At 53.7% G+C, this 23,259-nt stretch carries 18 protein-coding genes and 1 tRNA gene; 12 read left to right on the top strand and 7 right to left on the bottom strand.

The features are described from left to right. The 3 genes from LAO76_21680 to LAO76_21690 are packed head-to-tail and all read left to right on the top strand — an operon-like array spanning position 1 to position 2,184. Positions 1-795, top strand: a complete 795-nt coding sequence (locus LAO76_21680) for a TPM domain-containing protein (protein MBZ5493537.1) — start codon at positions 1-3, stop codon at positions 793-795. Positions 796-816: 21 nt separating this feature from the next. Continuing rightward, the gene (locus LAO76_21685; protein MBZ5493538.1) at positions 817-1,527 is read left to right on the top strand and encodes a nucleotidyltransferase domain-containing protein; all 711 of its coding nucleotides are present in this window, start codon (positions 817-819) and stop codon (positions 1,525-1,527) included. A gap of 42 nt (positions 1,528-1,569) precedes the next feature. Continuing rightward, complete coding sequence (locus tag LAO76_21690) at positions 1,570-2,184, top strand: LemA family protein (protein ID MBZ5493539.1); 615 nt, start codon at positions 1,570-1,572, stop codon at positions 2,182-2,184. Positions 2,185-2,223: 39 nt separating this feature from the next. On the opposite strand, the gene LAO76_21695 is transcribed toward LAO76_21690, so the two are convergent. Further along, positions 2,224-3,885, bottom strand: a complete 1,662-nt coding sequence (locus tag LAO76_21695) for a hypothetical protein (GenBank protein ID MBZ5493540.1) — start codon at positions 3,883-3,885, stop codon at positions 2,224-2,226. Between the two features lie 168 nt (positions 3,886-4,053). Here LAO76_21695 and LAO76_21700 point away from each other — a divergent pair, with 168 nt between their 5' ends. Next, positions 4,054-4,941 carry a hypothetical protein gene (locus LAO76_21700; GenBank protein ID MBZ5493541.1) on the top strand — a complete coding sequence of 296 codons (888 nt, stop codon included), beginning with the start codon at positions 4,054-4,056 and terminating at the stop codon, positions 4,939-4,941. 57 nt (positions 4,942-4,998) lie between these two features. Here the strand turns inward: LAO76_21700 and LAO76_21705 are convergent, their stop codons facing one another. From LAO76_21705 to LAO76_21715, 3 genes are read right to left on the bottom strand one after another with little or no spacing between them, the layout of a single operon-like run. Then, a complete protein-coding gene (locus LAO76_21705; protein ID MBZ5493542.1) occupies positions 4,999-7,467 on the bottom strand; it encodes an ABC transporter permease in 2,469 nt (822 codons plus the stop codon). Between the two features lie 53 nt (positions 7,468-7,520). Then, on the bottom strand, positions 7,521-8,240 hold the full coding sequence (locus tag LAO76_21710) for an ABC transporter ATP-binding protein (GenBank protein MBZ5493543.1): 720 nt from the start codon (positions 8,238-8,240) through the stop codon (positions 7,521-7,523). 45 nt (positions 8,241-8,285) lie between these two features. Further along, positions 8,286-9,551 (bottom strand): HlyD family efflux transporter periplasmic adaptor subunit, encoded by a 1,266-nt coding sequence (locus LAO76_21715; GenBank protein ID MBZ5493544.1) that lies wholly within the window; start codon positions 9,549-9,551, stop codon positions 8,286-8,288. A gap of 210 nt (positions 9,552-9,761) precedes the next feature. Between LAO76_21715 and LAO76_21720 the strand changes: the two genes are divergently transcribed. From LAO76_21720 to LAO76_21735, 4 genes are all read left to right on the top strand, one after another. Further along, positions 9,762-10,682: a histone deacetylase gene (locus LAO76_21720; protein ID MBZ5493545.1), complete on the top strand. Its 921-nt coding sequence runs from the start codon at positions 9,762-9,764 to the stop codon at positions 10,680-10,682. 85 nt (positions 10,683-10,767) lie between these two features. Then, on the top strand, positions 10,768-13,596 hold the full coding sequence (locus LAO76_21725; protein ID MBZ5493546.1) for a CocE/NonD family hydrolase: 2,829 nt from the start codon (positions 10,768-10,770) through the stop codon (positions 13,594-13,596). Positions 13,597-13,768: 172 nt separating this feature from the next. Continuing rightward, positions 13,769-15,181 (top strand): amidase, encoded by a 1,413-nt coding sequence (locus LAO76_21730; protein ID MBZ5493547.1) that lies wholly within the window; start codon positions 13,769-13,771, stop codon positions 15,179-15,181. Between the two features lie 79 nt (positions 15,182-15,260). After that, a tRNA-Met gene (locus tag LAO76_21735) sits at positions 15,261-15,337 on the top strand. 81 nt (positions 15,338-15,418) lie between these two features. Here LAO76_21735 and LAO76_21740 read toward each other — a convergent pair. Then, positions 15,419-16,468 carry a site-specific integrase gene (locus tag LAO76_21740; GenBank protein ID MBZ5493548.1) on the bottom strand — a complete coding sequence of 350 codons (1,050 nt, stop codon included), beginning with the start codon at positions 16,466-16,468 and terminating at the stop codon, positions 15,419-15,421. Positions 16,469-16,576: 108 nt separating this feature from the next. Further along, positions 16,577-16,894, bottom strand: coding sequence for a helix-turn-helix domain-containing protein (locus tag LAO76_21745; protein MBZ5493549.1), 318 nt, complete (start codon positions 16,892-16,894; stop codon positions 16,577-16,579). A 351-nt stretch (positions 16,895-17,245) separates the two neighbouring features. Between LAO76_21745 and LAO76_21750 the strand changes: the two genes are divergently transcribed. Beyond that, positions 17,246-17,770 (top strand): hypothetical protein, encoded by a 525-nt coding sequence (locus LAO76_21750; GenBank protein ID MBZ5493550.1) that lies wholly within the window; start codon positions 17,246-17,248, stop codon positions 17,768-17,770. Positions 17,771-17,779: 9 nt separating this feature from the next. Further along, complete coding sequence (locus tag LAO76_21755) at positions 17,780-19,213, top strand: AAA family ATPase (GenBank protein MBZ5493551.1); 1,434 nt, start codon at positions 17,780-17,782, stop codon at positions 19,211-19,213. 128 nt (positions 19,214-19,341) lie between these two features. On the opposite strand, the gene LAO76_21760 is transcribed toward LAO76_21755, so the two are convergent. Beyond that, positions 19,342-19,638 (bottom strand): hypothetical protein, encoded by a 297-nt coding sequence (locus LAO76_21760; GenBank protein MBZ5493552.1) that lies wholly within the window; start codon positions 19,636-19,638, stop codon positions 19,342-19,344. Between the two features lie 1,283 nt (positions 19,639-20,921). Between LAO76_21760 and LAO76_21765 the strand changes: the two genes are divergently transcribed. Together LAO76_21765 and LAO76_21770 are read left to right on the top strand one after the other, a co-directional pair. Further along, a complete protein-coding gene (locus LAO76_21765; protein MBZ5493553.1) occupies positions 20,922-21,431 on the top strand; it encodes a hypothetical protein in 510 nt (169 codons plus the stop codon). A gap of 771 nt (positions 21,432-22,202) precedes the next feature. After that, the gene (locus tag LAO76_21770; GenBank protein MBZ5493554.1) at positions 22,203-23,195 is read left to right on the top strand and encodes a hypothetical protein; all 993 of its coding nucleotides are present in this window, start codon (positions 22,203-22,205) and stop codon (positions 23,193-23,195) included. Positions 23,196-23,259 lie beyond the last annotated feature (64 nt).

The following is a 23,259-nucleotide window of genomic DNA, read 5'->3' on the forward strand; positions in this document are numbered from 1 at the left end:
ATGGCTCCTAACAGAATCTGGCAGGCAACAATGTGTGCTTTGGCGCTGGCCTGTCTCACAACCGCGCTTTCCGCCGAGCCAATCAAACAACTCAAGCCCACGGGATACGTGAATGACTTCGCCGGCGTGCTTGACGCTTCGTCCTCGGAGTCGATCCGCAACATCTGCGAGCAGATTGATCAAAAGGCCCATGCTCAAATCGCAATCGTTACCATCCAGTCGCTGGATGGCGCAGATATTGAAAGCTACGCTTCTGATCTCTACAAAGCCTGGGGAATAGGGCCAAAATCGAACAATCGCGGCGTTTTGATCCTGCTGGCGATTAACGATCGCAAGCGCCGCATTGAGGTGGGCTATGGGCTGGAGCCTATCCTTCCCGACGGGAAAGTAGGTGGCTTTGGCCGTGAAGCCGTTCCTTTGCTCAGGCAGGATCAATACGGCCCTGCTGTTCTGCTCATGACACAGCGCGTTGCGGGAGTGATCGCCGCCGATGCCGGCATAACCCTTGAAGGCCCTGAACCGCCGCGTGCACCGCCAGACGAGGCGCCGGCGAATGGCCCATCTGCCGGAACCATTTTTTTAGGAATAGTTATAGTCCTGGTTGTCCTCGCCGTGTTATCCAGGGCAGGAGGCAGCGGCCTGATTTGGTTCTTGCTCGGCATGTTCCTGAACAGCGGAGGCCGAGGTAGTGGAGGCAGTAGTTGGGGTGGCGGCGGCGGGTTTGGCGGCGGCGGAGGTTTTGGTGGTTTTGGCGGCGGAAGTTCTGGAGGAGGCGGCGCAAGTGGCGACTGGTAGCCGCGAAGACGCTTATAACTTATGGAAACAGAAAAACAGATCACGGATTTTGTGAATAGCCTCAGGCAGGCGGCGGGCGCAAACCTGGAATGTGTGGCGCTTTTCGGGTCGGCTGCATCCGGAGAATTTCATGCGGATTATTCTGACATCAACATCCTCTGCGTGATGCGTGAGCTTTCCGCTCCGGTGCTTGCAGCGCTGGCGCCGGCTATTGCCGGCTGGACGAAACGCAAGTTTCCTGCGCCGCTGATATTCTCACGCTCTGAATTAGAGCAATGCACAGACGTGTTCGCCATTGAGATGCTCGATATCCGCCAGCGCCATCGCATCCTGTACGGCGAAGATATTTTTACCGGCATGAACGTCCCCATGGACCGTCATCGCGTTCAACTGGAGCACGAACTGCGCACCAAACTACTTACGTTGCGGCAAAGTTATCTCCAGGCCGCGAGCGACGACAAACGCGTTCGGCGCTTAATGCTTGATTCCATTTCCGCTTTCAGCACGTTGTTCCGGCATACGCTCATTGCCATGGGAGAACAACCTGCGCCCCACAAGGCGGAAAACATCAAGAGGCTGGCGGTGCGGACTGGATTTGATTCCAGCATTTTTCTCAAGTTGTTGCAGGTGCGCCAACAGACGGCAAAAGAAAATGAGATCAACGCTGCTTCCGCGTTCGCACAATATCTGGATGGGATCAACAGAGTGGTCCAGGCAGTCGATGCGCTGTAATTGAAAGATGGTCAAGGCTCGAAGGATAAAACGGAGGAGAAGATGAAGGTTTGGATAGCAATAGGAATCATCGTATTGCTGCTGATTGTGGGATTCAGCAGTTATGTCGGCGCTAAAAATCAGATGGTGACGAAGAATGAGACCGTAAAAGCGGCGTGGTCGCAGGTCGATATCGTGCTGCAACGCCGCGCTGATCTGATTCCCAACCTGGTTGAGACCGTGAAGGGTTTTGCCTTGCAGGAGCAAACCGTCTTTGGCGACATTGCCAAAGCACGTTCACGTTTGCTTTCCGCCAATACTCCCGCAGATAAAATTTCCGCCAACCAGCAACTTGATGGCGCCTTGGGCCGTCTTCTGGTGGTCGTGGAAAACTACCCTCAACTGAAGTCCAATGAAAACTTCTTGCGATTGCAGGATGAACTGGCCGGAACCGAGAACCGTATAGCAGTGGAACGCAAGCGCTACAATGACGCGCTGCAGGACTACAATACCTTCATCGGCCTTTTCCCCAATAGCATCTGGGCCGGCATGGCTGGATTCAAGCGTAATGACGCGTACTTTGCCGCAAGTGAAGGCGCAAAGACCGCGCCGAAAGTTGATTTCTCCGGCGTGAAACCTACACCGCCCGCGCAAGCCACACCGCAACCCGCACATTAACAGCTATTTGGGCCGCGGCAATGGCTGCGGCCCAACCCGTCACCTGACTAGTCCAATCCTCCGTATCAGATCCTGAAATCTGGGATCTGATCGAACGTCATCCAGCATCGGTTCAACGTTGAGCCAGGTCAAACCGTCAGCGCGATCATCATAGGCTTTTTCAAGCCACATCATTGCTTTGTCTTTGTCGCCCAAACCAGCAAAGAGCATTCCAAAATAGGTCGGCGGTATGTAACGTTTTTTTGCCGCTGCCTTAAACGCTTCGGCTAGCTTCATCGTCTCAGCTTTTTTGCCACTCACGGCATAGGCCAGGCCCAGCGCGGCATCCATCAGTGGCATCTCTCCTGTTTCGGTTCTTGCCTGCTTCAGGTGCGCAATGGCCTTGGCATGCTCGTTCAATCGCATGTAAGCGCGGCCGGCGATAAAGTGCAGCATAAAGTACTCGGGATCCAACTGCTTGGCTTTCTCGCATTCGTCCACCGCACGCTGGTATTCACGGCCAAAATAATAAGCGGCCGCGCGCGTCGTATGGACAGCCACCAGCCGGTGCGGATCTGTCTCTTGCACAATGCTCATCGTCTGCTCAATCTCATCAAACGCGGCATCGCGTCTGCCTAGAGCCAGTAACAACCATGAGTACCACAGATGTGTGTCCGCGTGGTCTGGGTTCAGCTCGATCGCCAGCTCATACCCGGCCTCGGCTTCTTCCCATTTCCAGTGGTAGTGGTGGTTTACCAGGGCCAGTGCCGTATGTGCTTCCGCGAATGAGCTGTCCAACTCCAGCGCTTTGCGTGCCGCTTTCTCGGCTTTCGGCATGGCTTCGCGCGGTGGCAACAGATCAAACGGCGCTATCGCCAGAAGCGCGTAGGCGCTCGCCAGTCCGGCATAGGCGGGTCCATATTTCTCGTCGAGCTTGATAGCGCGTTCAAAGTCCTCAATACTTTTGCTGATGGCAGTAGGCGTCATCTGGTGCAGGTTGTAGCGGGCTTTCAGGTAGGCATCGTATGCCGCGGGCTGCACTTGTCCGTGGCCTTTTTGCAGATCAGAAAGGCGCGTGCTCTGGGAAAGATTCAGCGCCAGGTTGATTTCGCGCGAAATCGCCTGGGCAATGTTAGCCTGCACGCTCAGGACATCACTCAAATCGCGCTCATATGTTTCAGCCCAGAGCTGTGTCTGGTCTTTCAATTGGATAAGCTGCGCCGTGATGCGGACCCGGTTGCCGCCACGTCTTACTTTCCCTTCCAGAACGTATCCGACTCCCAAGTCTTTCTTCATCTGATCCATTGACTTGCTGCTGGAATCGTAGTGCTCCGCAGTCGTTCGCGCGATTACGGCCAACTCCGATGCCTGTAACCGCGTGATCTGCGTGATCATCTCTTCCGTAAGTCCGTCACTAAAGTAGTCGTCGTCTTTGGCTCCGCTGAGATTGCCAAACGGCAACACCGCCAGCTTGATCTTCTCCGCCGGCCCTTCATCGCGATTCCCGCTCACGACTGTCGCGCCGGACTGCTGGCGCGTAGTGAACCAGTCTGTCAGCTCATTGCGGTAGGCGTAGATCGATCCAAGCTTGTCATGCAGATGGCGATAAACAGGCAGCCCTTCTTTTTTCTCCCAGCGCTGCACGGTGCGGACGTCCCGCCGCAGATACGAAGCAATCTCTTTCCAGGAATCTAGTCGATCAGCTGGATTGCCGGTTGTCATGGTTCGAGTTCCGCCCCGTTTTCTTTTTGGTGTTGATAGATCCCGCACGACATTCAGCGGCATCGTTCCCCTGCCGCGCATTGCCGCTTGAGAGCCAATTCTACCGGGAGATAGAGTCACATTCGTAGTGAAAAGAAAGAGGCCGTCATGATCAACCTTGGTTCGAAGATGAGTTCCCTACTGCTTGCCACCATAGTGCTGGCCAAACTCGCTTCAGCGCAAGGCTTGCCGTGGCTTGACGATCCGCCGCCGCACACCGCTCTTGCGGAAACCGCCGCGCCGGAGCAAACGCAGCTTCTTCAAACTATGGCGCCGCCGGTCGCAACCACGACCAATCCTTCCACGGTGACCATACCCGCCGGGACCCGGGTGCTCATGGTCCTGAAGAGCCCGCTGCATACCACGTCGGGAACAGCGGGCTCCGGTCTTTATCTTGAAACTCTCTACCCTGTGGTGCAGGGCAACGGCGTGGTGATTCCTGCACGCACGCTGGTTCAGGGCGTGGTGGAATCAGACGAACGCCCCGGACATCTGAAACGGACATCAGAATTCCGCTTCCACTTCACCACCCTGATCTTTCCCAACAATCTCGTGGTGCCGATCAATGGCGTATTGCAGGGCATACCCGGCGCCCGCAACATCCGCACACGCAGCAATGACAGAACGCTTGAGCCGGTGGACCAGACAGAAAAAGTAATTACTCCGGTAGCGGCAAGTACCGTCGGCGGCGCGATCATTGGCTCAAATAGCCACATCGGTATAGGCCTGTTGCCGGGGGCCGGAGTTGGCGCTGGCCTCGGTCTGCTTGCGGTCCTGCTGAAACGCGGTGATGAGATCAGCCTGCCGCGAGGGACCAACGTAGAGATGGTCCTGCAGGCTCCCTTTAGCCTGGAGCAGGCGCAGATAGCAGCGAACGCGCGCTACGTTCCTCCACCGCAAGCAGTGAATGACACGCAGTCGTCCGCCAATGGCGAAGGTGGCGCGATGCGCAGAAGACGTCAGCGCGCGGCATTCGGAACAATCAACCCATTCAAGGTTCTTCTTCCGCTTGATTAGATTTTTTTGATAGCTAGCAAAAAAGGCCTGCTCATGCGGGCCTTTTAGGAAGGAGTCTTATTCGTAACGCAGGGCGATCATCGGATCCACCTTCGACGCGCGGTACGCCGGGATGTAGCATGCCAGCAGGGAAACCACTGTAACCATCCCCACCACCGCGGAAAAAGTCACAACATCAGTGGATTTTACGCCAAACAACAGACTGCTGAACGACGTGGCGAACTTGGCCGCGACCAGTGAAAGGACCACTCCCGCAGCCACTCCGATTCCCGTAAGTTGCAGGCCGGCCTTCAGCACCATCTGCACTACTTGCGAGCGTGAAGCGCCCAGCGTCATGCGAACGCCAATTTCATGCGTGCGTTGAGCTACCGCATAGGCAATCACTCCGTAGAGACCGATTCCGGTAAGCAGTAGCGCCAATACGGCGAAAGCTTCCAGCAGCATTGCGTTGAAGCGCTGTGTTGCCACCGACGAAGCAAGATATTCTTCCATCGTCTTGATGTCGTACACAGGAAGGTCTGGGTCCATGGAAGAAACCACGCTGCGCACCGCTGAAGCTACGCTGTGCGGATCATTGCTCGTCCGCAGGCACACAGACATAGAGCCGAAGTTCAGTTGGGTTGAAGGGATGTAATAGACCGGCACAACTTCTGAATCCAGGCTGCGATTCTTTACATTGCCCACAACGGCAATGATTTCCCGCAAGGGTGGCTCTCCGCTGTTCGAAGCGCCGGGAGTAATCCGCTTGCCCACTGCATCTTCATTGGGGAAATATTTGCGGGCAAAGGCCTCGTTCACTATCACCACGCCCGGGGCCTTGCTGTCATCGCGCTCGGTGAAATCGCGCCCTCGAAGCAATGGTATGTTCAAGGTCTTAAAAAACCCGGGTGAGGCTGATTCAATGTCCGCGGACGGTTCTTCTGACTTGGGCACAGGGTGGCCCTCAATCTGGAACGTGATGATCGCGTTATTCCCGCTGAGAGGGAGCGGCGTGACTGCCCCGGCGGAAGTTACACCTGGCAGAGCGCGCACCTTGGAAAGAAGTTCTGTATAAAAATCCATCTGTTGCTGGTCGTTATACTTTGTTTCCGGCAGATCGAAAGTCAACGTCAGCACGTTCCGCGGGTTAAGCCCCGGATCAACCGATACCAGGCGATGGAAACTGCGAAGCAGCAACCCGGCAACAACAAGCAGGACCAACCCGCCAGCCGTTTCCATGACTACCAAAGCGCCACGAAGCCGCTGGTGAGATCCGCTGGCGGTTGTGCCGCGCCCTTCCTTCATGAATTCTGTGAGATTGGGGCTTGATGCACGGAGGGCCGGCACCAGACCGAAGATCAGGCTCGTCAGCAGCGCGATACCGGCGGTGAAGAGAAGCACATTTCCATCCAGCCCGGCATTCTGGATGCGCGGAAGATTTTGTGCGTTCAGTGCAATGAAAAGTTTGAGCGCCCACAGGGCGATGGGAATGCCAATGATGGCGCCACCCAGAGCCAGCACCACGCTTTCCGTAAGCATCTGCCGCACTACCCGCATACGCTTGGCGCCGAGCGCGGCACGCAACGCAATTTCGCGATTGCGGCGGCTGGCCCGGACCAGAAGCAGGTTTGCCACGTTCATGCAGGCAATCAGCAGCACCACACCCACCGATATAAGCAGGACAACCATACGCGGTCGCGTCTTGCCTACCAGATGGTCCAGTTCTGACGTAAGGCCGACCGCCGTAAATTTACTGTTTGTGTCTGGATACTGCTTCGCCAGCCCGCGCGCGATCACATTCATCTCTTCGTGCGCGCGTTCCAAGGGCATATCCGGCTTCAACCGGGCAACCACCTGCAGATAATGAGCGCCCCGCTGTTGCGGTGAAGTCGCTGCTGGGGAATTTTTGGGGTCTTTTGTTTCTGAATCGATCGCCAAAGTCCGCCACAGCTTGGGCGGCTCGCGGCCATCCAGCGGAAAAGAAAATCCCGCCGGCATTACTCCTATGACCGTATAACTCTGCTTATCCAGCGTGATTGCTCGTCCGATAATCCCGCGATCGCCATGAAACGCGGATTGCCATAGATCGTGGCTCAGCACTACCACACGCGTTCCCGGCTTTTCCTCGTCTCGGTTAAAGCCGCGTCCCAGCAGCGGCTGCGTTCCTAAAATGGAGAAGAAATCGCCTGATACCGTCTCTCCAGAGACATGCAAGGGTTGATCCATTCCAGCAAGAGTAAAACTGTCCCCATGGTAAGAAGCCATAGCCGTGAAAGACTTGGCCGTGGAACGCCAGTCCAGAAAATCAGCGTATGAAGTAGAGAAGTTCCGGGTAACGCCCTGCTTCTCAAAAGCTGACGTCATGAATACCAGCTTGTCAGAATCAGGAAACGGCAGCGGCTTCAACAGCACTGCATTCACGATGCTGAAGATCGCGGTGTTCGCGCCGATGCCCAGAGCCAGGGTGAACAAGGCAATCACCGTAAACGCCGGCGACTTACTCAGCGTGCGCAGACCGTAACGCAGATCTTGCAGCAGTGTAGTCACACACTTCTCCCTCGGATTGAAATTCCGGTTTTAAATGGATGGGATCTTAGCTCTTACGCCATCTCTGCTGTTTGCTGCGCGGCTTCCGTTTCTTCGACCACTTTCCCGTCAAAGAGATGGATGGTGCGCTCAGCATGCTTGGCAAAGCGCGCGTCGTGCGTCACCATGCAGATGGTTGCGCCTTCGCGGTGCAGGCTTTGCAGCAGGTCCATCACGGCTTCGCCATTGCGTGAATCCAGGTTTCCGGTGGGCTCGTCCGCCAGTAGGATGCTGGGCGATCCGCCCAATGCGCGGGCCACGGCAACACGCTGCTGTTGACCGCCAGAGAGCTGTGACGGATAGTGGCGCATGCGGTGCGCCATGCCCACTTTCTCCAGCGCTTCCTGCACGCGCTTTTTGCGTTCAGGAGACGACATGGAGCGGTACGTCAGCGGCAGTTCTACGTTTTCATACACCGTGAGATCGCCAATCAGGTTGAAGCTTTGGAAAATGAAGCCGATTTCCTGATTGCGAATGCGGGCGCGATCAGAGAAATCCAGTCCCTGCACAGGACGGTTGTTCAGGATGTAAGAACCATCCGTGGGCGAATCCAGGAGGCCAATAATGGAGAGCAGGGTCGATTTGCCGCAGCCTGAAGGACCGGCAATGGCGACATACTCGCCTTTCTTAATGTCCAGATGGATGCCGGAGAGCGCATGCGTCTCAACTTCATCGGTGTAGAAAATTTTGGTTACGTTTTCCAGGTTGATTAAAGTTTGTCCGCTGCTTGCCACGTTTATGTTCTCCTCGCAAAGTATTGATGGGTCTTCCGCTGCTGCTTATTTTTCCAGCTTGATTCGATCCTGATTGTCGTAACGGGACATGTCGGAAAGGATTACTTTATCACCTTCCTTCAGCCCGCCCACAATCTCAATTGTATTCACGGAACTGCGCCCCAATTCCACTTTCACTCTGGTCGCGGTCTTCTCGTCCGGATCAAGTTTGAACATTCCTACTGTACTCTTTTCCTGCCCAAAAGCCGGCCGGCCCACATAGAGTACATTTTCCAGCTTTTCCTGCGTGATCGTTCCATCCACGCTCAAGTCCGGACGGGCGCCTTTTGGCGGTGGACCATCCAGCTTCACATCGACTGTAACCGTGCCCGCCTGTACCGCAGGATCAATGCGTGAAACCGTGCCGTCAACCACGCCGTTGTGGGTATCAATCTCTGCCTTCTGGCCGATAATGATGTCCTTGGCCTGCGTTTCAGGAATCTTCAACTCCGCCTGAAGGTGTTCCGGCTGCACCACTTTTGCCAGGATCGTTCCCTGCGTCGCTCGCTGTCCAACTTGTACAGGTACTTCCTGCAAGACACCGGGAATGCCGGCGCGGACTTTCAACGCGTCTTTCTGCCGATGCTTCAATTGCGCCAGCGCCTTTTTCTGGTCGATGGTCGCCTGTTGCACTGCCAGTTGCGTCTCAATGGCCTTGGTGCTTTCGGCAATCCGGTCCTGTTCAATCTTGTAGCGCGTGGCCAGCTCTTTTTCCTTGCTCAAAGAAGCCTTTAAGACTGAATCAGAAACTACGCCAATCTTTTTCAGTTCCCTGTTCTGGTCGGCATCGCGCTTGGCATTTTCGTAGTCTGCCTCAACCGTCGCGGCGCCAGAGCGCAGACTTGCCAGATCGCTATCGATCTTTGCCTTGGTATTGTGATATTCAGCTTCGGCCGAGCGTAAATCCAGGTCCGCATTCAGGGCTTCCTGCTCCACTTGAGGATTTGAAAGCTCCATGATGACCGAATCTGCCTTTACCGGCGTGCCAGGCAGGATCACAATCCGTTCCACGCGAACGTCTGTCTCCGCTGGAATCAGACGGACATCGTCCGGAATTGGCACTAATGATCCCAGGCCTCGGACCTGCCGCAGCATTGAGCCGCGTTTCACCGTGTCCGGCCAAATCGTTCCAGCATCAACGCCCTGCAGGGCTGGCTTGAGTCTGGAAACACCTAACGTAGCGCCCAGAATCGCAATCACGGCCACCACGATCATGGCCCCCTGCTTCTGGCGCTTTCTCTTCTTCACCGATTCGTCGCGTACTATATCCATTGCACTAATAGTGTATGCACAGGCAATGCCAAAATCCATGTCAGACGTAAGCTATTGAAATAAAAGCCACAACTTCAGTCTTCCAGAATCATCCTGGCGCCTGGACTGTTCATTCCTGCAAACTAACTGTCCGGAAACGCACAGTTGAGGTCTTCGGCCAAAACACCGAACATCCTTATATTATATAGACCACGCCATTTTCCTTTGGTTATGGAAAAAAACACCTCTCGCCCCCGGATCTTCTCCACTGATCAATATAAGATTACGCTTCCTGAAGGTCATAAGTTCCCAGTTTTAAAGTACGGTATGCTCCGCCAGATGGTTGAGAAGGAAGGTCTTTTCCAGCTGGAGCAATCGCCCCTGGCCGATCCTGAAACCGTATCCCTGGCTCATGATCCGGATTACGTCACTCAGTTTACCGCCGGCACTCTGCCGCCGGCAGCCATGCGGCGCATTGGCCTTCCCTGGTCAGAAGTCTTTGTAAACCGTGCATTGGCATCTGTGGGAGGGACCGTCAGCGCATCTCTTTCCGCTCTGGAACACGGTTGGGGAGCCACGCTGGGCGGAGGAACACACCACGCCTTCCGCTCTGAAGGCGCGGGATTCTGTGTGTTCAATGACATTGCTGTCGCCATTCAGTTGCTGAGAAAGCGTGGCCTTATTCGTCGCGCTTCCGTTATCGATCTTGATGTTCATCAGGGTGACGGCACGGCAGAGATCTTTCAGGATGATCCTGATGTCTTTACGCTCTCCATCCACGGTGAAAGCAATTTCCCTTTTCGCAAGAAAAAGAGCCGCCTTGATGTGCCCTTGCCCGATGGAGTTGAAGACGCTGCTTATCTTCGCCACCTTGATGAAGTTCTTCCCGCCGCTTTTGGCTTTAAACCGGACATCGTCTTCTATCAGTCGGGCGTCGATCCTCTTGCGTCCGATGTTCTTGGCCGCCTCTCACTCACGCACGAAGGACTGATCGCGCGCGACCGTAGAGTTTTTTCCGCTGCGCTCAGTTTCGGCGCGCCGTTTGTTCTTACTTCCGGCGGAGGCTATTCGCGACCCATTGAACGCAGCGCTGTGGCGCATGCCAACACCTATCGCACGGCGTGGGAGATGTTTAGCCCGACGCTCAAGTAACTTCTCTCACACATCTGAGTATTTATAACTAGACTGCAATAGGCAGACGCCCTGACAATTCCATTGGTCACCGAATGGAGACAACATGCGGACGAAAATAGCCCTGCTGTTCCTGGCAATCATTTGCCTTGGCAATCAAGACTTGCTCGCTCAACCATCGGCCATGGCGTCTCCCACTCTGGCACTTTCAATGCCCGTTGTCTCACAAAGCGCACCCTCAGACAGCCACAGTATTGTCGGAGACTGGAACGGTGAACTCGATGTCCAGGGACAAAAACTTCGTCTCGTCCTTCACTTCAAAAAGAATTCAGATGGCAAGCTACTTGGGGCAATTGACAGTCTCGATCAGGGTGCGAACGGAATTCCTGTCTCTTCTGTGGATCAGACAGGCGACAACGTAAGGCTCGATCTTGCCGGAATTGCCGCTGGCTATGAAGGGAAGCTCAATTCCGAGCGCACGGAGATCACTGGCGAATGGAAGCAGGGCGGTAATGCCTTGCCGCTGATCTTCAAGCGCGCTGGCGATAAGACCGCTGATCAGAAGACACCCAAGGGACTGCCTGCCACATTGGCGGGCTTTGAAGACCAGGCGAATTTCTCTTTGGTGGTGAATGAGGAGCACCTGGGCTCCATGCAAAGCACATGGAAAAAAGACGGCAGCTTTGAGAGCCATGCCGCTATTAGCCTGGCCGGTCAAAAAGCGGAAGTAACAACGCGAATCGTCCCTGAGGCAGATGGCCGCTGGAAGACAATTACATTGGAATCGGCGGTCGGCACGATCATGCTGAAGCGTGAAGGCAGTTCGGTCACCCGGACGTTCAAAGACAAGACCACCACCTTGGAGACGCGCGAAGGCGTCGTGATCTTTGAAAATAATTCTCCCGCGCTGGTGAGCCAGGCAATTCGCGCGTATGACCGATCTAAAGGTGGCACGCAGAAGCTTCCTTTGCTTGTTTTACCCGGTAAAGACGTTGAGGTTACGCTGGAAGCAAAGGAAACGGCAGAACATGCCATCGCCGGCAAAGACCTTACCCTCACAAAATTTCTCTATGGCCTTCCTGGCCTCGACCTTTTTGTATGGGCGGACAGCGCCGCCAAAGTTTATTTGATCGAGGTGCCGGCGCAGAAGGCTGCATTCGTTCGCGAAGGTTACGAGGCATTGCGCAAGGCTGAGGCCGCCGACCCTTCCCTCTCCGCCGCAAAGTATGAAGTCGCTATTGACCGGAGCGTGGCCGTGCCAATGCGTGACGGCGTCAAGCTGGTGGCAGATATTTATCGTCCGCAGGGTTTGGAGAAAGCTCCGATCATTTTGGTACGCACGCCTTACAAAAAAGAAATGGCTGAACTGCAGGCACGCTTTTATGCCCGGCGCGGCTACATTTACGCGGTGCAGGATTGCCGCGGCCGCTTCGGTTCCGGCGGCGTTTGGGAGCCTTTTGTCAATGAGGCAAAGGACGGGTATGACACGATTGAATGGCTGGCAAAGCAGCCATTCTCTGACGGCAAAGTTGGAATGATTGGAGGGTCCTATCTCGGGTGGGTGCAGTGGTGGGCCGCCAGCGAGCATCCGCCGCATCTGGTAACCATGATCCCAAACGTCGCTCCTCCAGATCCGTTCTATAACGTTCCTTATGAGTACGGCGCATTTTTTCTTGAAGGAGCAATCTGGTGGGCGGACATACTGGAGAGCGGAGCAACTGCCGACATCTCCGGAGTTGCCATGAGCAAGATTGGTGAAAAGAAATATTCCAAACTGCTGCGCGCCCTGCCTGTGATCGATCTCGACAAGTCCGTCTTGGGAAAGGAAAATCCCTATTGGCGCAAATGGATTCAGCATCCGAACAACGACGAATACTGGAAGCCCGCTAACTTTCTTGACCGGCTCAAGGATGTGAACATTCCTGTGTTTCATCAATCAGGCTGGTTTGATGGCGACGGAATCGGAACAAAGCTGAACTATTTGAAGATGGAGAGCTACAAGCATCCCAGCCAGAAATTGACGATCGGTCCGTGGGGACACACGGACACGGCGGGGCGCATGATCGGCGAGCGCGATTTCGGCGAGAAAGCCATCATCGATCTGCAGCGAGATTACCTGCGCTGGTTCGATCACTGGCTCAAAGGCGTTGACAACGGGATCGAAAAAGAACCGCTGGTCAGCCTCTTTGTGATGGGTTCAAATAAATGGTTGCACGGCCAGACATATCCGTTGGAGGTAACCAAGCCGCAGAAACTTTATCTTTCGAGCAGCGGCAATGCCAATACCGCAAAGGGTGACGGCCGCCTTTCTTTTGAGGCGCCGGCAGCCAACGCAAAGCCGGATCACTTCGCCTACGATCCCGGCGATCCAACTCCGGATCCGCGGGCCTATGAAGAGTCCAAGGATGACGCCAAGAAGACCCGCTCCGTTGACGAACGCAAGAAAGAAGCGCAGGGCTATCATCAGAAGACGATTGATGAGCGCAAAGACATTCTTGTATATGTAACCGCCCCTCTCACCAAACCACTCACCTTTGCCGGGCCGATATCCGCTGTGCTGTATGCCGCCTCGTCGGCGCAAGATACAGATTGGTTCATTAGCATGTCTGAGGTAGATAAAGATGGCAAGATTTTTCCGCTCGGCATCGGCAAGATCAGGGCTCGTTTCCGCAAATCAATGTCCGCGCCGCAGTTGCTTAAACCGGGTGAAGTAAACGAATACACTCTCGATCTTTGGCACACTGGAATCACCATATCGGAAGGGTCACGTCTGAGGATTGAAGTGTCCAGCGCATTGTTTCCGTTCTTCTCACGCAACCTGAATACTGGCGGGCACAATGAAACCGAAACGAAATACGTTACCGCCCAACAAACCATTTATCACAGCCAGAAATATCCTTCGCACATTCTGCTGCCGGTGATTCCGGAACCATGAGCCGCAGCCAGTTTAGTGCGTAGGAAACTGTTCAAGTAAAACAGAGCGGATCAAAAATACAGAATCGTCCGCAACGCTCTTTAAATAGAACGACAGGCAGGGCGATCGCGATGTATGACTGCGAAATCAGCCGTATCGTGCCATGTCTTCAGTGATATTCTTGAGACCTGACATGTCCTCTTCCTCAAAACTCTCTGCCGGCGAACTGCCGCTGCTTGATTTATCTGAAGCCAGCCGGGCGGTGCAGAAAAAAGAAGTTTCTCCTGTTGAACTCACTGAAGCCTGCCTTGAACGAATCGAAAAGCTCAATCCCAGGCTGAACGCTTTCATCACTGTCACCGGCACCGCAGCGTTGGAAGATGCCCGCAAAGCTGAAGCTGAGATCGCCCGTGGAGAATGGAAAGGGCCGCTGCATGGCATTCCACTCGCTGTAAAAGACCTGATCGAAACTGCCGGAGTAAAAACCACCGCTGTCAGCGCTGTGCTGCAAGACAATGTTCCAAACTCGGACGCTGAAGTTATTCGCCGCTTGAAATCTGCCGGCGCAATCCTGCTGGGCAAACTCAACCTGCACGAATTCGCTTACGGTGGCAGCGGCGTAATTGGCCACTTTGGCCCAGCGCGCAATCCGTGGAACACCGCGCACGTTACTGGCGGATCATCTTCCGGCTCGGCTGCGGCCGTGGCAGCATGCCTTTGCTACGGAGCCATTGGAACAGATACGGCGGGCTCCATCCGCCTGCCTGCCGCCTGCTGTGGAATCACCGGACTAAAACCGACGTATGGACTGGTAAGCGCGCGCGGCGTGATTCCTCTTTCCTGGTCGCTTGATCATGTTGGTCCCATGGCGCGTACCGCCGCCGACGCTGCGTTGATGCTTCAGGCCGTCGCCGCTTATGACGCGCAGGACGTTGGTAGCCAGAAGTTTCCTCCTGTTTATTATCCGTCTGCCATTGAAGAGAGCACTGCCGCACTGCGCCTTGGCATTGCGCGGGAGTTCTGGAATGAAGTCGATGGAGAAATTGCCAGCGCAGTCAACTCTGCCGCAGACACGCTCGCCAAAATAACGGCCGGCGCGCAAGACATTGAACTATCCACAGAAACAGATCGCACGCTCGTCCGTTGTGAAGCCTATGCGTACCATCAGAAATATCTGCCGGGAAATGAAAAAGATTACGATCCGGAAACCCTGAGGCGCATCCGCAGCGGGGCCGACGTAACCGCGCCGCAATATATCCAGGCACAGCGCGAATTGTTGCAGCAGCGTCGCCAGATATTGCAGATATTTGAAAGCGTCGATCTCATCTTGACCCCAACGACACCCCTGCTGGCGCCAACCTTCAGCGAACTTCAGGCCGCGCCTGACCAGCTTCGCAATAAAGAGATGATCATGTTGCGAAATACGCGGCCTTTCAACGTCTATGGACTTCCATCGATTTCATTGAGCTGCGGCTTCTCAAAATCTGGTTTGCCAATTGGACTGCAAATCATCGGAGCGCCCGGAGCTGAAGGTTCGGTGCTGGCGCTGGCGCATGCCTACCAAAAACAGACCGATTGGCATAAGCAAAAGCCTCTCGTTGAATAGCGCTTAAAAATTATAAATCCTCACTCTGCGTTCACGATCTCGCGTTTGACCGCATATAAACGCGCTGCTATATTGGATTTGCGGGGTGGAGCAGCCTGGTAGCTCGTTGGGCTCATAACCCAAAGGTCGGTGGTTCAAATCCACCCCCCGCAACCAACCGAATCAATCACTTACATTGAATCGTCAAAATCGCGAGGGAACGGATTTCGTTCCCCTGTTCTATTTCCGCTCGTTCGGTTAATGAATCGTTGCTCTTGATGCTGCTTTCATGCTCTCGGGCAGCAGTCTGCCGGCCACCAGCGTATTGGCCTGGCGTTTGGTTTTTTCGTAAGCAGTACCGTAGTGGTTCATGGTCGTTCTCACGTCCGAGTGGCGCATCAGCTTCTGCTGCACACCAATCGGAGTTCCCTCGTCGTCGAGGATTGTCCGGTAAGTATGCCGGAAGGCATACCATCCGAGATTTGGGATGCCAATCGTCTGCCCTGCAGGGTGCAGATGATCGTCTCTCAGCGAATCGGCATGGAACGGCCTGCCGGTATCGACGTTTGGAAAGAGCCAATGATCAGCAGAATCAGGACATTGCTCCTTCCACCGCAGCAGAAGAGCTAGGACATCAGGATCAAGCGCGATCTCATCCTCTGAGTCCGGTGTCTTCGTGGCTTCCACATGCAGCCCGGTGATAGAACGTGATACCGCCAACACACCGCGGTCCACGTCCAGATCAGGCCACTGCAACCCCAGAAACTCGCTCGGTCGTAGCCCAAGGCAGCACGCGAGTGTCATCATGAGCTGTAGCCGGAGATCGGCATCGCCCAGCAGTATTTGGAACGGTTCTGGAGTAAGCACCTGCTTTTTGCGCACTCGCTGACGAAATCCACGAATCTCGACAAACAACATCGGATTTCGCTGGAACTCGATCAGTTTGCATTTCATGGCAAATTCAAAAAGCCGATGCATCTGGGCTTTGATATGTAATTTTGTTTTTTTGGCAATTGCAAAGCTGTTGATTCTCCGCTGTACTTCCAGCGGATCGATATTGGCGATTGCCTGATCACCCCAGTTCGGAATGATGTGGCAGTTAAGGCGGGACAGGTAGGCGGCGCGCGTCGAATGCCGCACGTCCAGTGATTCTACCTTGTAACGCTCGATGAGATTTGAGAGCGTTACCCCTCGATCTTGCTCCATCAGGGTATACCGCTTCTTTTGCGAGACTGCCCAGGCGTGTTTTTCCGTAGGCAGCTCAGTTACAGGCCCAATGATCACACTCGAATTGCGATCGATGCCCATAGCATCAGGAACTCTGCGACGCCAAACCCAGACATCCGGACCGCGTTTTCGAGGCTTTCTATGCATAGACCCAACTTTGTCAGATGTACGCTTCAAGAAACTGTCTCCTCATGAAGCGCACGGATGGCTGCCACAGTTTACACCCAGCCCGCGAATGTGCGCGGACAGTTCTGAAATGAAGAATAGCCAACGATTGCGTCGACCGTTTGTCACTGGGTGAGCCGGTATGACTCCTTTCCGTGCCAGGGCAAGGACGGTGGATCGAGAGACTCTCAGAAACTCTGCTGCCTGCTCTGGTCCTACTGGATTCTCGGCAGGCGCTTCTGAACTGTTCGCGACCAGAGCTTGTGCCGGGGTGTTAGACAGCTTCTCGGTTCCTGCGCATGCATCTGGCATTCCGCCCTGCCTAGCTGTTGATCTATTCATTTTCGGTTCCTTTAAGTCCCTTCGAGATGTATGAAGTTCCTTAAATTAACTTCCTCGTCTGCGGAGATAGTTCCACAAATTTGTAAGCACTACCTAGGTCAGGAATGATTTTTTTTGTGAGATTTCATGTCCGGGAGCTCTAGGGCACGAACTGTGCAAGTTTTGTACTTACATGTCCGGGGAGGGCCGGACATAAAACGAGGATTTATTCAGGAGAGTTGTCCGAGACCCCTTGAAATGCATCTTGATAGAGCTTTTCATATATGTTTTCGCACTTGATCGGGCGTTCCTCGGACAATTCTTGAGCGTGCATGTGCCTACTGGCGGGAGTTTGAGCAGTCGAAGATTATTGTGCCTGCAATCACCGACACAGTAAATTTCGCACCAGACTCCAGTGGCTTCTACAGCAACGATAAGACAAGCATAGTCCTGCCTGAGTCGATTCCGTACACGCTCGCCATCTTAAACTCACAGATTTCCTGGTGGCTGGCGCAGCAAACGTTCGCCAGCAGGCAGGGCGGCTTCTATGAGTTCAAGCCCATGTACGTATCGCAGTTACCTATCCCCATGCCGACTGCGGACAGGAAACAGTCAATCGAACTTCTCGCTAATGCTATTATCGAACTAAAAGGCGAGGGTCCCACTGCGGCTTACTTAGAGCGCCTTCTCAACGGCTTGGTATATGAACTCTTCTTTCCGGATGATTTGCACGCTCAGAAGCTTTGTTTCTTTGATCTGGTTGCTGCCGCTCGCATCCGTAAAAATGCGGTCAAAACCGATTGGGAGGCGTTCCACGAACAAATCTCAGGTGTGAATCATCCAATCTACGCCGCCCTCTTCGCCTTGAACGGTCTGGAGGTGGTCCCGAATCATTGAGGATCGCGAGTGAGGATCACCAAGATCGAAGTCTCAGACTTCCGTGGTTTTCCAGGACCTGCGGTCTACGACTTCGAATTCAAGAGTTCGCGAAACTTGTTTATCTACGGCGAAAATGGAAGCGGCAAGTCCAGCTTATTCCGCGCGATTCAGGAATTCTTCAACCGCCGCGCCGGTGCGAAACCCTTCGCAGACTATAAGAACAACCTGGACATGACGCTGACTTCTGGGCGGGTGACCGTCCACTTTGACAATGGTCAGACGCAGTCCTGGGTCCACGGTGGGGCCCGGCCCCTCGGTATGTCGCCGGCATCCCAGACGGCGCTTCAGTCGGGGTTCCTTGACTATCGCAGCCTGCTCGAAACAAATTTTGCCCAGCGTGGCGAAGAAGTAAATCTCTTCGACATTGCCATCACGCGTCTGGTACCGCATTTGGAGAAACCAACCGCGGGTGGCGGTTCTCGACGTATCGGAGAACTGTGGTCTGCTGTGCATATGCCCCGCATACGACGCAAGAGAGCTGTGGATGCTTGCATGCACGCGGTATCAACATTCAACACGGCTTTTGAGCCTGTGATCAAACCACTTATAGAAAAAGCGACAGAACTCCTTGGGGAGTTCCCCATTCCGGTCTTCATTCTAGGTGCATCGTTCCAGCCGGTCGAGTATGACTCGTCGAACAGAAAACTTCTTAACTTGGAATTGATCCTTTCCGTCCAAAGTGGGGGAACACAGTTTCTGAATTTTCACAATGTCCTAAATGAAGCACGCCTTTCTGCAATAGGGCTTGTTATATACCTTGCCGGACTCTTGATCAGTGTGCCCGCGACGACAGCCGACCCAAAATTATTGGTTCTAGATGACGTACTCGTCGGTTTGGACATGGCAAATCGGGTGCCAGTCCTGAAGATCCTTGAACAATATTTTACTGACTGGCAGATTATTCTCCTTACTCATGATCGTGTCTGGTATGAGATGGTTCAGCTAGAAATGGAAAATCAAGACTGGCGGGCGTACGAACTCTGGTTGGCTGAGGACGGAGTCACCCCTGTCCATCGCTCCCGAGATGGCGGTCCCAATTTTTTCCTGGACCGTGCCAATAAACACCTCGCCGATAACGATGATCGTGCGGCAGCTGTTTACGCCAGAGCCGCCTTCGAGGCGAAAGTAAGAAAATATTGCAGTGATAAATATTTGCCAGTGCCGTACAACAAGGATCCAAGGAAGGTAAAAGCCGAATCCCTATGGAAAGCTGCAACTAAGCATGCGCTTGAGGTTGCCCCAAATCCAGCTGAAAAACGAATGCTCGGATCACTTTTCAGATCTGTCTATGCAGCCAAACAGGTTGTGCTTAATCCATTGAGCCACTCGATCACACAGCCGATCACAAAGCCTGAGATTCAAGCGGCTATCTTGGCAGTGTCACAGCTCGTATTCCACTGAAAGCTGCCGAATATTCACTGGCGTCGAGAAGCCGCCCGGCTAAAAGGCGAGCGTCGTCATCTTGCCCGCGCAGTTTAATTTCTAAGTTCTGGAAACGGAGGGCCCAGTCTGGCCTCTTGCCAGGGTGTTTATACTTCCGCCGAAAGAGAAAACTGGAGAATCTGAACCGCAATATGACGAAGATAGTCATGCTCGCGCAGCTCGACTTCAACCACGTAAAGGCGTGGCTCGAAAGTGTTGGGGTCGATAAGATAACCATCAGGAATACTCCGGACGCCGCCTTCTACTCCGATTTTCTTCTTAACATCGAGGTATATCCGTCGCGGACCGAAGACTCGAGCCCTCAGCTCTAAAATCATTTTTCCGAGATCGGCTTCGCTCGCGTAGCTTACGGAATGAAAGGTTTTGTCTTGCGTCCAGAGCATGCGCGTGTATTGTGCCTAGGACTGCATTGATTGGCAAGAGGTTATGCTCCGATGCACTGTTTCGCAAACGCTTGGTCATCGGAGTACCTTCGTTTAGAAACGACCGAAAAGGCTAAGATACCTTGGAAAGCAGAGGAATCGTGACATTTTCGATAGCGCAATACGCGGCCCGGCGCCCGACGCTCTGGCATCTGACGCACAGCAACAACCTTGATTTAATCAGGAAGTCGCGTGTCTTGATGTCCGCGGAGCTTTTGACAAATGCGGCTCACGCCAGCCCGCGTCGCGATCGTCAGATCACCCTTGGCCGGCCCGTGCTCAGGGACCAAAAAACTTCTCCATGAGAAATGCATTGACTTCGAATCAGGATTCTCCATGAATGATCTTCTCCAGGAGTTGGCCAGGCGAGTGTTCTTTTGGTCAGGCTGGCCGGACCGACCGATCAAAGCCGGCCGAGATGCAATAAGTACTTACGGCGAGTCCGATATTCTGATTCGTTTACCATTTCTTGATGTAGCAGAGCCTCATACACCTTATTTTTCGCGGTGCAACTCTGGCGCCACACGCATGCAACATGGCAAGCCCGTTCCCCGAGGTCCAGGCACGTTCCGTCAGGCGATACAATGTAACTTTCCGCCATCCAAGGTTGTAGAAGTGACGTTTATCGATTCGGTGCCACTGCCCAAAACCGCTGAGGTGGCGAGGGGTCTGGCGGGGCCGTGGGAGGCTTTGTAGTCGCAGTTGAGCGCAGACGTAATACGCATGAAAAGAGGCGCCGATTGAGAGATGTCTTAGGGCGGAGCGAGCTGAGAGTCTTGCGAATGGAGAGTCGCACTCGTGACCACTTCTAACCCACCGCAGAGGCGGTTTTGGGTGGTGTCGCCGAACGTCCGCGATGACTACCACACTGTCGGCCTTTGGAGACAAGCGAGTGTGCTGCACCATGCTGCTTTCATGGGCTACAAGCCACAGGATCGGGACCATAAGCAGATTGGCTACAAGTTTGCTCACGTAATACGCCCAAATGACATCGTGCTCATTGCCCGGCGTCATCGTCATCAGCCTCAGGTAGTTGGATACGGCATCGTCGTCGGTCCGTATACGAAGACCCTGCCAGGCTTTAAGCCTCCCGAGCCGTTCGGATCTCTCCGCGAGCTTTCGCCTTTCAAACCGTTAAGCGGTCCACCAAAAAACGTAAGCATGACGCATGCTCTTGGCCAGATCGCCGCGCTTCACGAACTGCATCCCCGCAAGCGCCCGAGCGATAGAAGACTTTGGACTGGATGGAGCGTCAACTCAAGGCAGGGAAAAAGGTTGGTGGTGGCAGTGGGGGCAAGGGGCGGCGCAAACATCACAGTGTGGGGGTCAAACTGGCGAATTTGCCTCATTATCACGAGCTCGAGTTTCAAGTTCGAACAAAAAAGGCAGTCTTAATCGGTAAACAAAGGGAAGCGAATCTTTTAGCCGAATATCGTGATTGGTTGCTGAAGCAAGGCCGCAAACTTCAGATCGTGAAATATACGAGTCTTCGTTGCGATGCATACGAAGGAGAACGTAAGAATTTGATCGAGGCGAAATGCTCCTCGGCGCGTGAATATATCCGAATGGCTGCCGGACAGCTCTTTGAATATGCTTACCTCGGGCGAAAGTTCCATGGCAGTCCCAATAAAGCCATTCTGCTCCCAGACAGACCGGATCCAGAATCAATAGAGTGGCTAGCCGGCCTTAAAATAAGCGTGGTCTGGAGAGAGAAGAAGGTGTTTCTGGACAATGCAAACGGGCAATTCTCGTAGCGCACGCTCGCAGGTAGTCTCATTCGGCCAACCGTCCTTTGATCTCGCAAGCTTCATGCCTCGCAGTTCGTGTTCCAAAACTCCTCTGGCGGCACTCCCTGCAAAGCCTTGGTTCTAAGCAATCGAGTGGGTACATTCCTTGTGTTTCTAAACCATATGGTTTTTGAAAACTCCAATCATCGCTCAACTCCGCCCGTCCAACCGCTCGCAAAATGTGCCTATCGCTTTCCCAAAGCCTATATTGAGTGTGAAAGCAAAGAACATTCTTGGAAATCTCTAAGCAGATAAGGGTATTCAAGACAAGATTTTGTTTGCAAATTTGTAGCTTGGCGAGTATTGTTTGTCTCCACACCCCTTAGAACCTTGGCACGGAGAAACACCAACTGAGGTTCGATAAATGTTCTCGTGTTGCCCCTTGTTCTCGTGTGTTCTATGTTTCCGCGTGACGGTTGGAACTTAATTGCAGTCACCATTCTAGACCTAAATGAGCAGTTGCTGAGGACCGATTTTTTTGCATGAGCAAGCCCATCCTTTAATAGCACTCGAGTTCCAGTCGCTGGATTTTGGCGCGGTACACTTCGGCAGGCCAGAGCAAGTCGTAGAAACAACACTCATGGTATTCCGCGCCGGCACGGATTCTCGACGTCCTTCCTTGATGCGTAGTTTTCTCGGGAAGGATGATTTCCCATTGTCCAAGGATCATATGAAATCAGTTTCCGCTAAAATCAGCCTCCTGTTTAACGCGATGGACACGCCTCAGGCTCCTGAACGATGAACTTCTATCAGGCAAATGCCTTTGGGCTGGGCGGAATTTTTACTCGCCCCTTGAAGGATACTCTCCAGTCGCAAGCCGTTGTCTGTTTGCCCTCTTCCGGCGGTCACAATTTCTCGTCTGTTGAGAATTTCAGTTTTCACGGCTTGGTGTCATTCAGGCGAGCCTATGCTGAGGTCGGGGGCAGTTTTGATGAGTGTCACAATGTGTATACCAGCTACTCGCACTCAGTGATAGAGGGCCTCAATATTGCCGATATGGTCACTGCGGACCGGGTGGTCTGCCGGGTAGCAGCTTATTCTCCCCAAGTTGACGGTCTTGAAGGCGGGGAGTACAGCTTCAGCATCACCGGAAGTTACTTCGAAAAGCTCCGGATTGCCGGCCACGCAATTGATGTAAGGCTGGCCACTGATGTATTTCACCAATACGACACTTATTCCAAGGCTAACAGGGCGTATAAGGCCGGAAAGGCAGATGAGTGGCTGCCAGGAAGTAAGCTCAGCAACCTGAATGACAGTAAACTCGCTGAACTGGAAGATACTTACCACGCGCTCAGGGGAATATCTGAAAGAGTACGGGAATGGAAACAGCGCAGAAACCGGCAATCCGATCAAGATACCTACTTGTTTTCGCCCGCAAATCACTTAAAGCTGGAAGATGACGTTGGCTCCAAAGCAGATCTCTCTAGCTTCGGCGCAATCATTCTCGTCCCCAAGTTCGGGGTAGTCCGCTTAGCAGATTTATTGGTTCAGCGCTCGAACAGACAACTCATCATGTTGCGCGTTGAAATGGGTTCGCCAATGGAGGGAACAATAACGGGAAATAGCTCTCAAGCCGGCGGCTACCTGCTTTCAGAAGGCCGATCTGAGAAAGGTCGCAGTGTTTCTCATCCCATTCATCCCGTAAAAACAAGCACGGTGAGGTGCACCCCTGAGGTGAGACAGAAAATTTATCCCACAGATGTGATTGTGAATAGTGAACCCCTGATTTGAGACAGTCAACAGAGTCACAATGCACCCTCGTTGTTCTCCAGCAGGGGGTTGGGGTTCGGGGAAG

It is taken from the genome of Terriglobia bacterium (assembly GCA_020072645.1).
GTDB lineage: Bacteria > Acidobacteriota > Terriglobia > Terriglobales > Acidobacteriaceae > Angelobacter.

Coding starts and splice junctions, on each gene's coding strand:
- LAO76_21720 (MBZ5493545.1), top strand. CDS start 9,762: ATGGAAAAAAACACCTCTCGCCCCCGGATCTTCTCCACTGATCAATAT.
- LAO76_21700 (MBZ5493541.1), top strand. CDS start 4,054: ATGAGTTCCCTACTGCTTGCCACCATAGTGCTGGCCAAACTCGCTTCA.
- LAO76_21715 (MBZ5493544.1), bottom strand. CDS start 9,551: ATGGATATAGTACGCGACGAATCGGTGAAGAAGAGAAAGCGCCAGAAG.
- LAO76_21740 (MBZ5493548.1), bottom strand. CDS start 16,468: ATGGGCATCGATCGCAATTCGAGTGTGATCATTGGGCCTGTAACTGAG.
- LAO76_21725 (MBZ5493546.1), top strand. CDS start 10,768: ATGCGGACGAAAATAGCCCTGCTGTTCCTGGCAATCATTTGCCTTGGC.
- LAO76_21690 (MBZ5493539.1), top strand. CDS start 1,570: ATGAAGGTTTGGATAGCAATAGGAATCATCGTATTGCTGCTGATTGTG.
- LAO76_21760 (MBZ5493552.1), bottom strand. CDS start 19,638: ATGCTCTGGACGCAAGACAAAACCTTTCATTCCGTAAGCTACGCGAGC.
- LAO76_21765 (MBZ5493553.1), top strand. CDS start 20,922: ATGGAGCGTCAACTCAAGGCAGGGAAAAAGGTTGGTGGTGGCAGTGGG.
- LAO76_21745 (MBZ5493549.1), bottom strand. CDS start 16,894: ATGAATAGATCAACAGCTAGGCAGGGCGGAATGCCAGATGCATGCGCA.
- LAO76_21685 (MBZ5493538.1), top strand. CDS start 817: ATGGAAACAGAAAAACAGATCACGGATTTTGTGAATAGCCTCAGGCAG.
- LAO76_21770 (MBZ5493554.1), top strand. CDS start 22,203: ATGAACTTCTATCAGGCAAATGCCTTTGGGCTGGGCGGAATTTTTACT.
- LAO76_21730 (MBZ5493547.1), top strand. CDS start 13,769: ATGTCCTCTTCCTCAAAACTCTCTGCCGGCGAACTGCCGCTGCTTGAT.
- LAO76_21680 (MBZ5493537.1), top strand. CDS start 1: ATGGCTCCTAACAGAATCTGGCAGGCAACAATGTGTGCTTTGGCGCTG.
- LAO76_21695 (MBZ5493540.1), bottom strand. CDS start 3,885: ATGACAACCGGCAATCCAGCTGATCGACTAGATTCCTGGAAAGAGATT.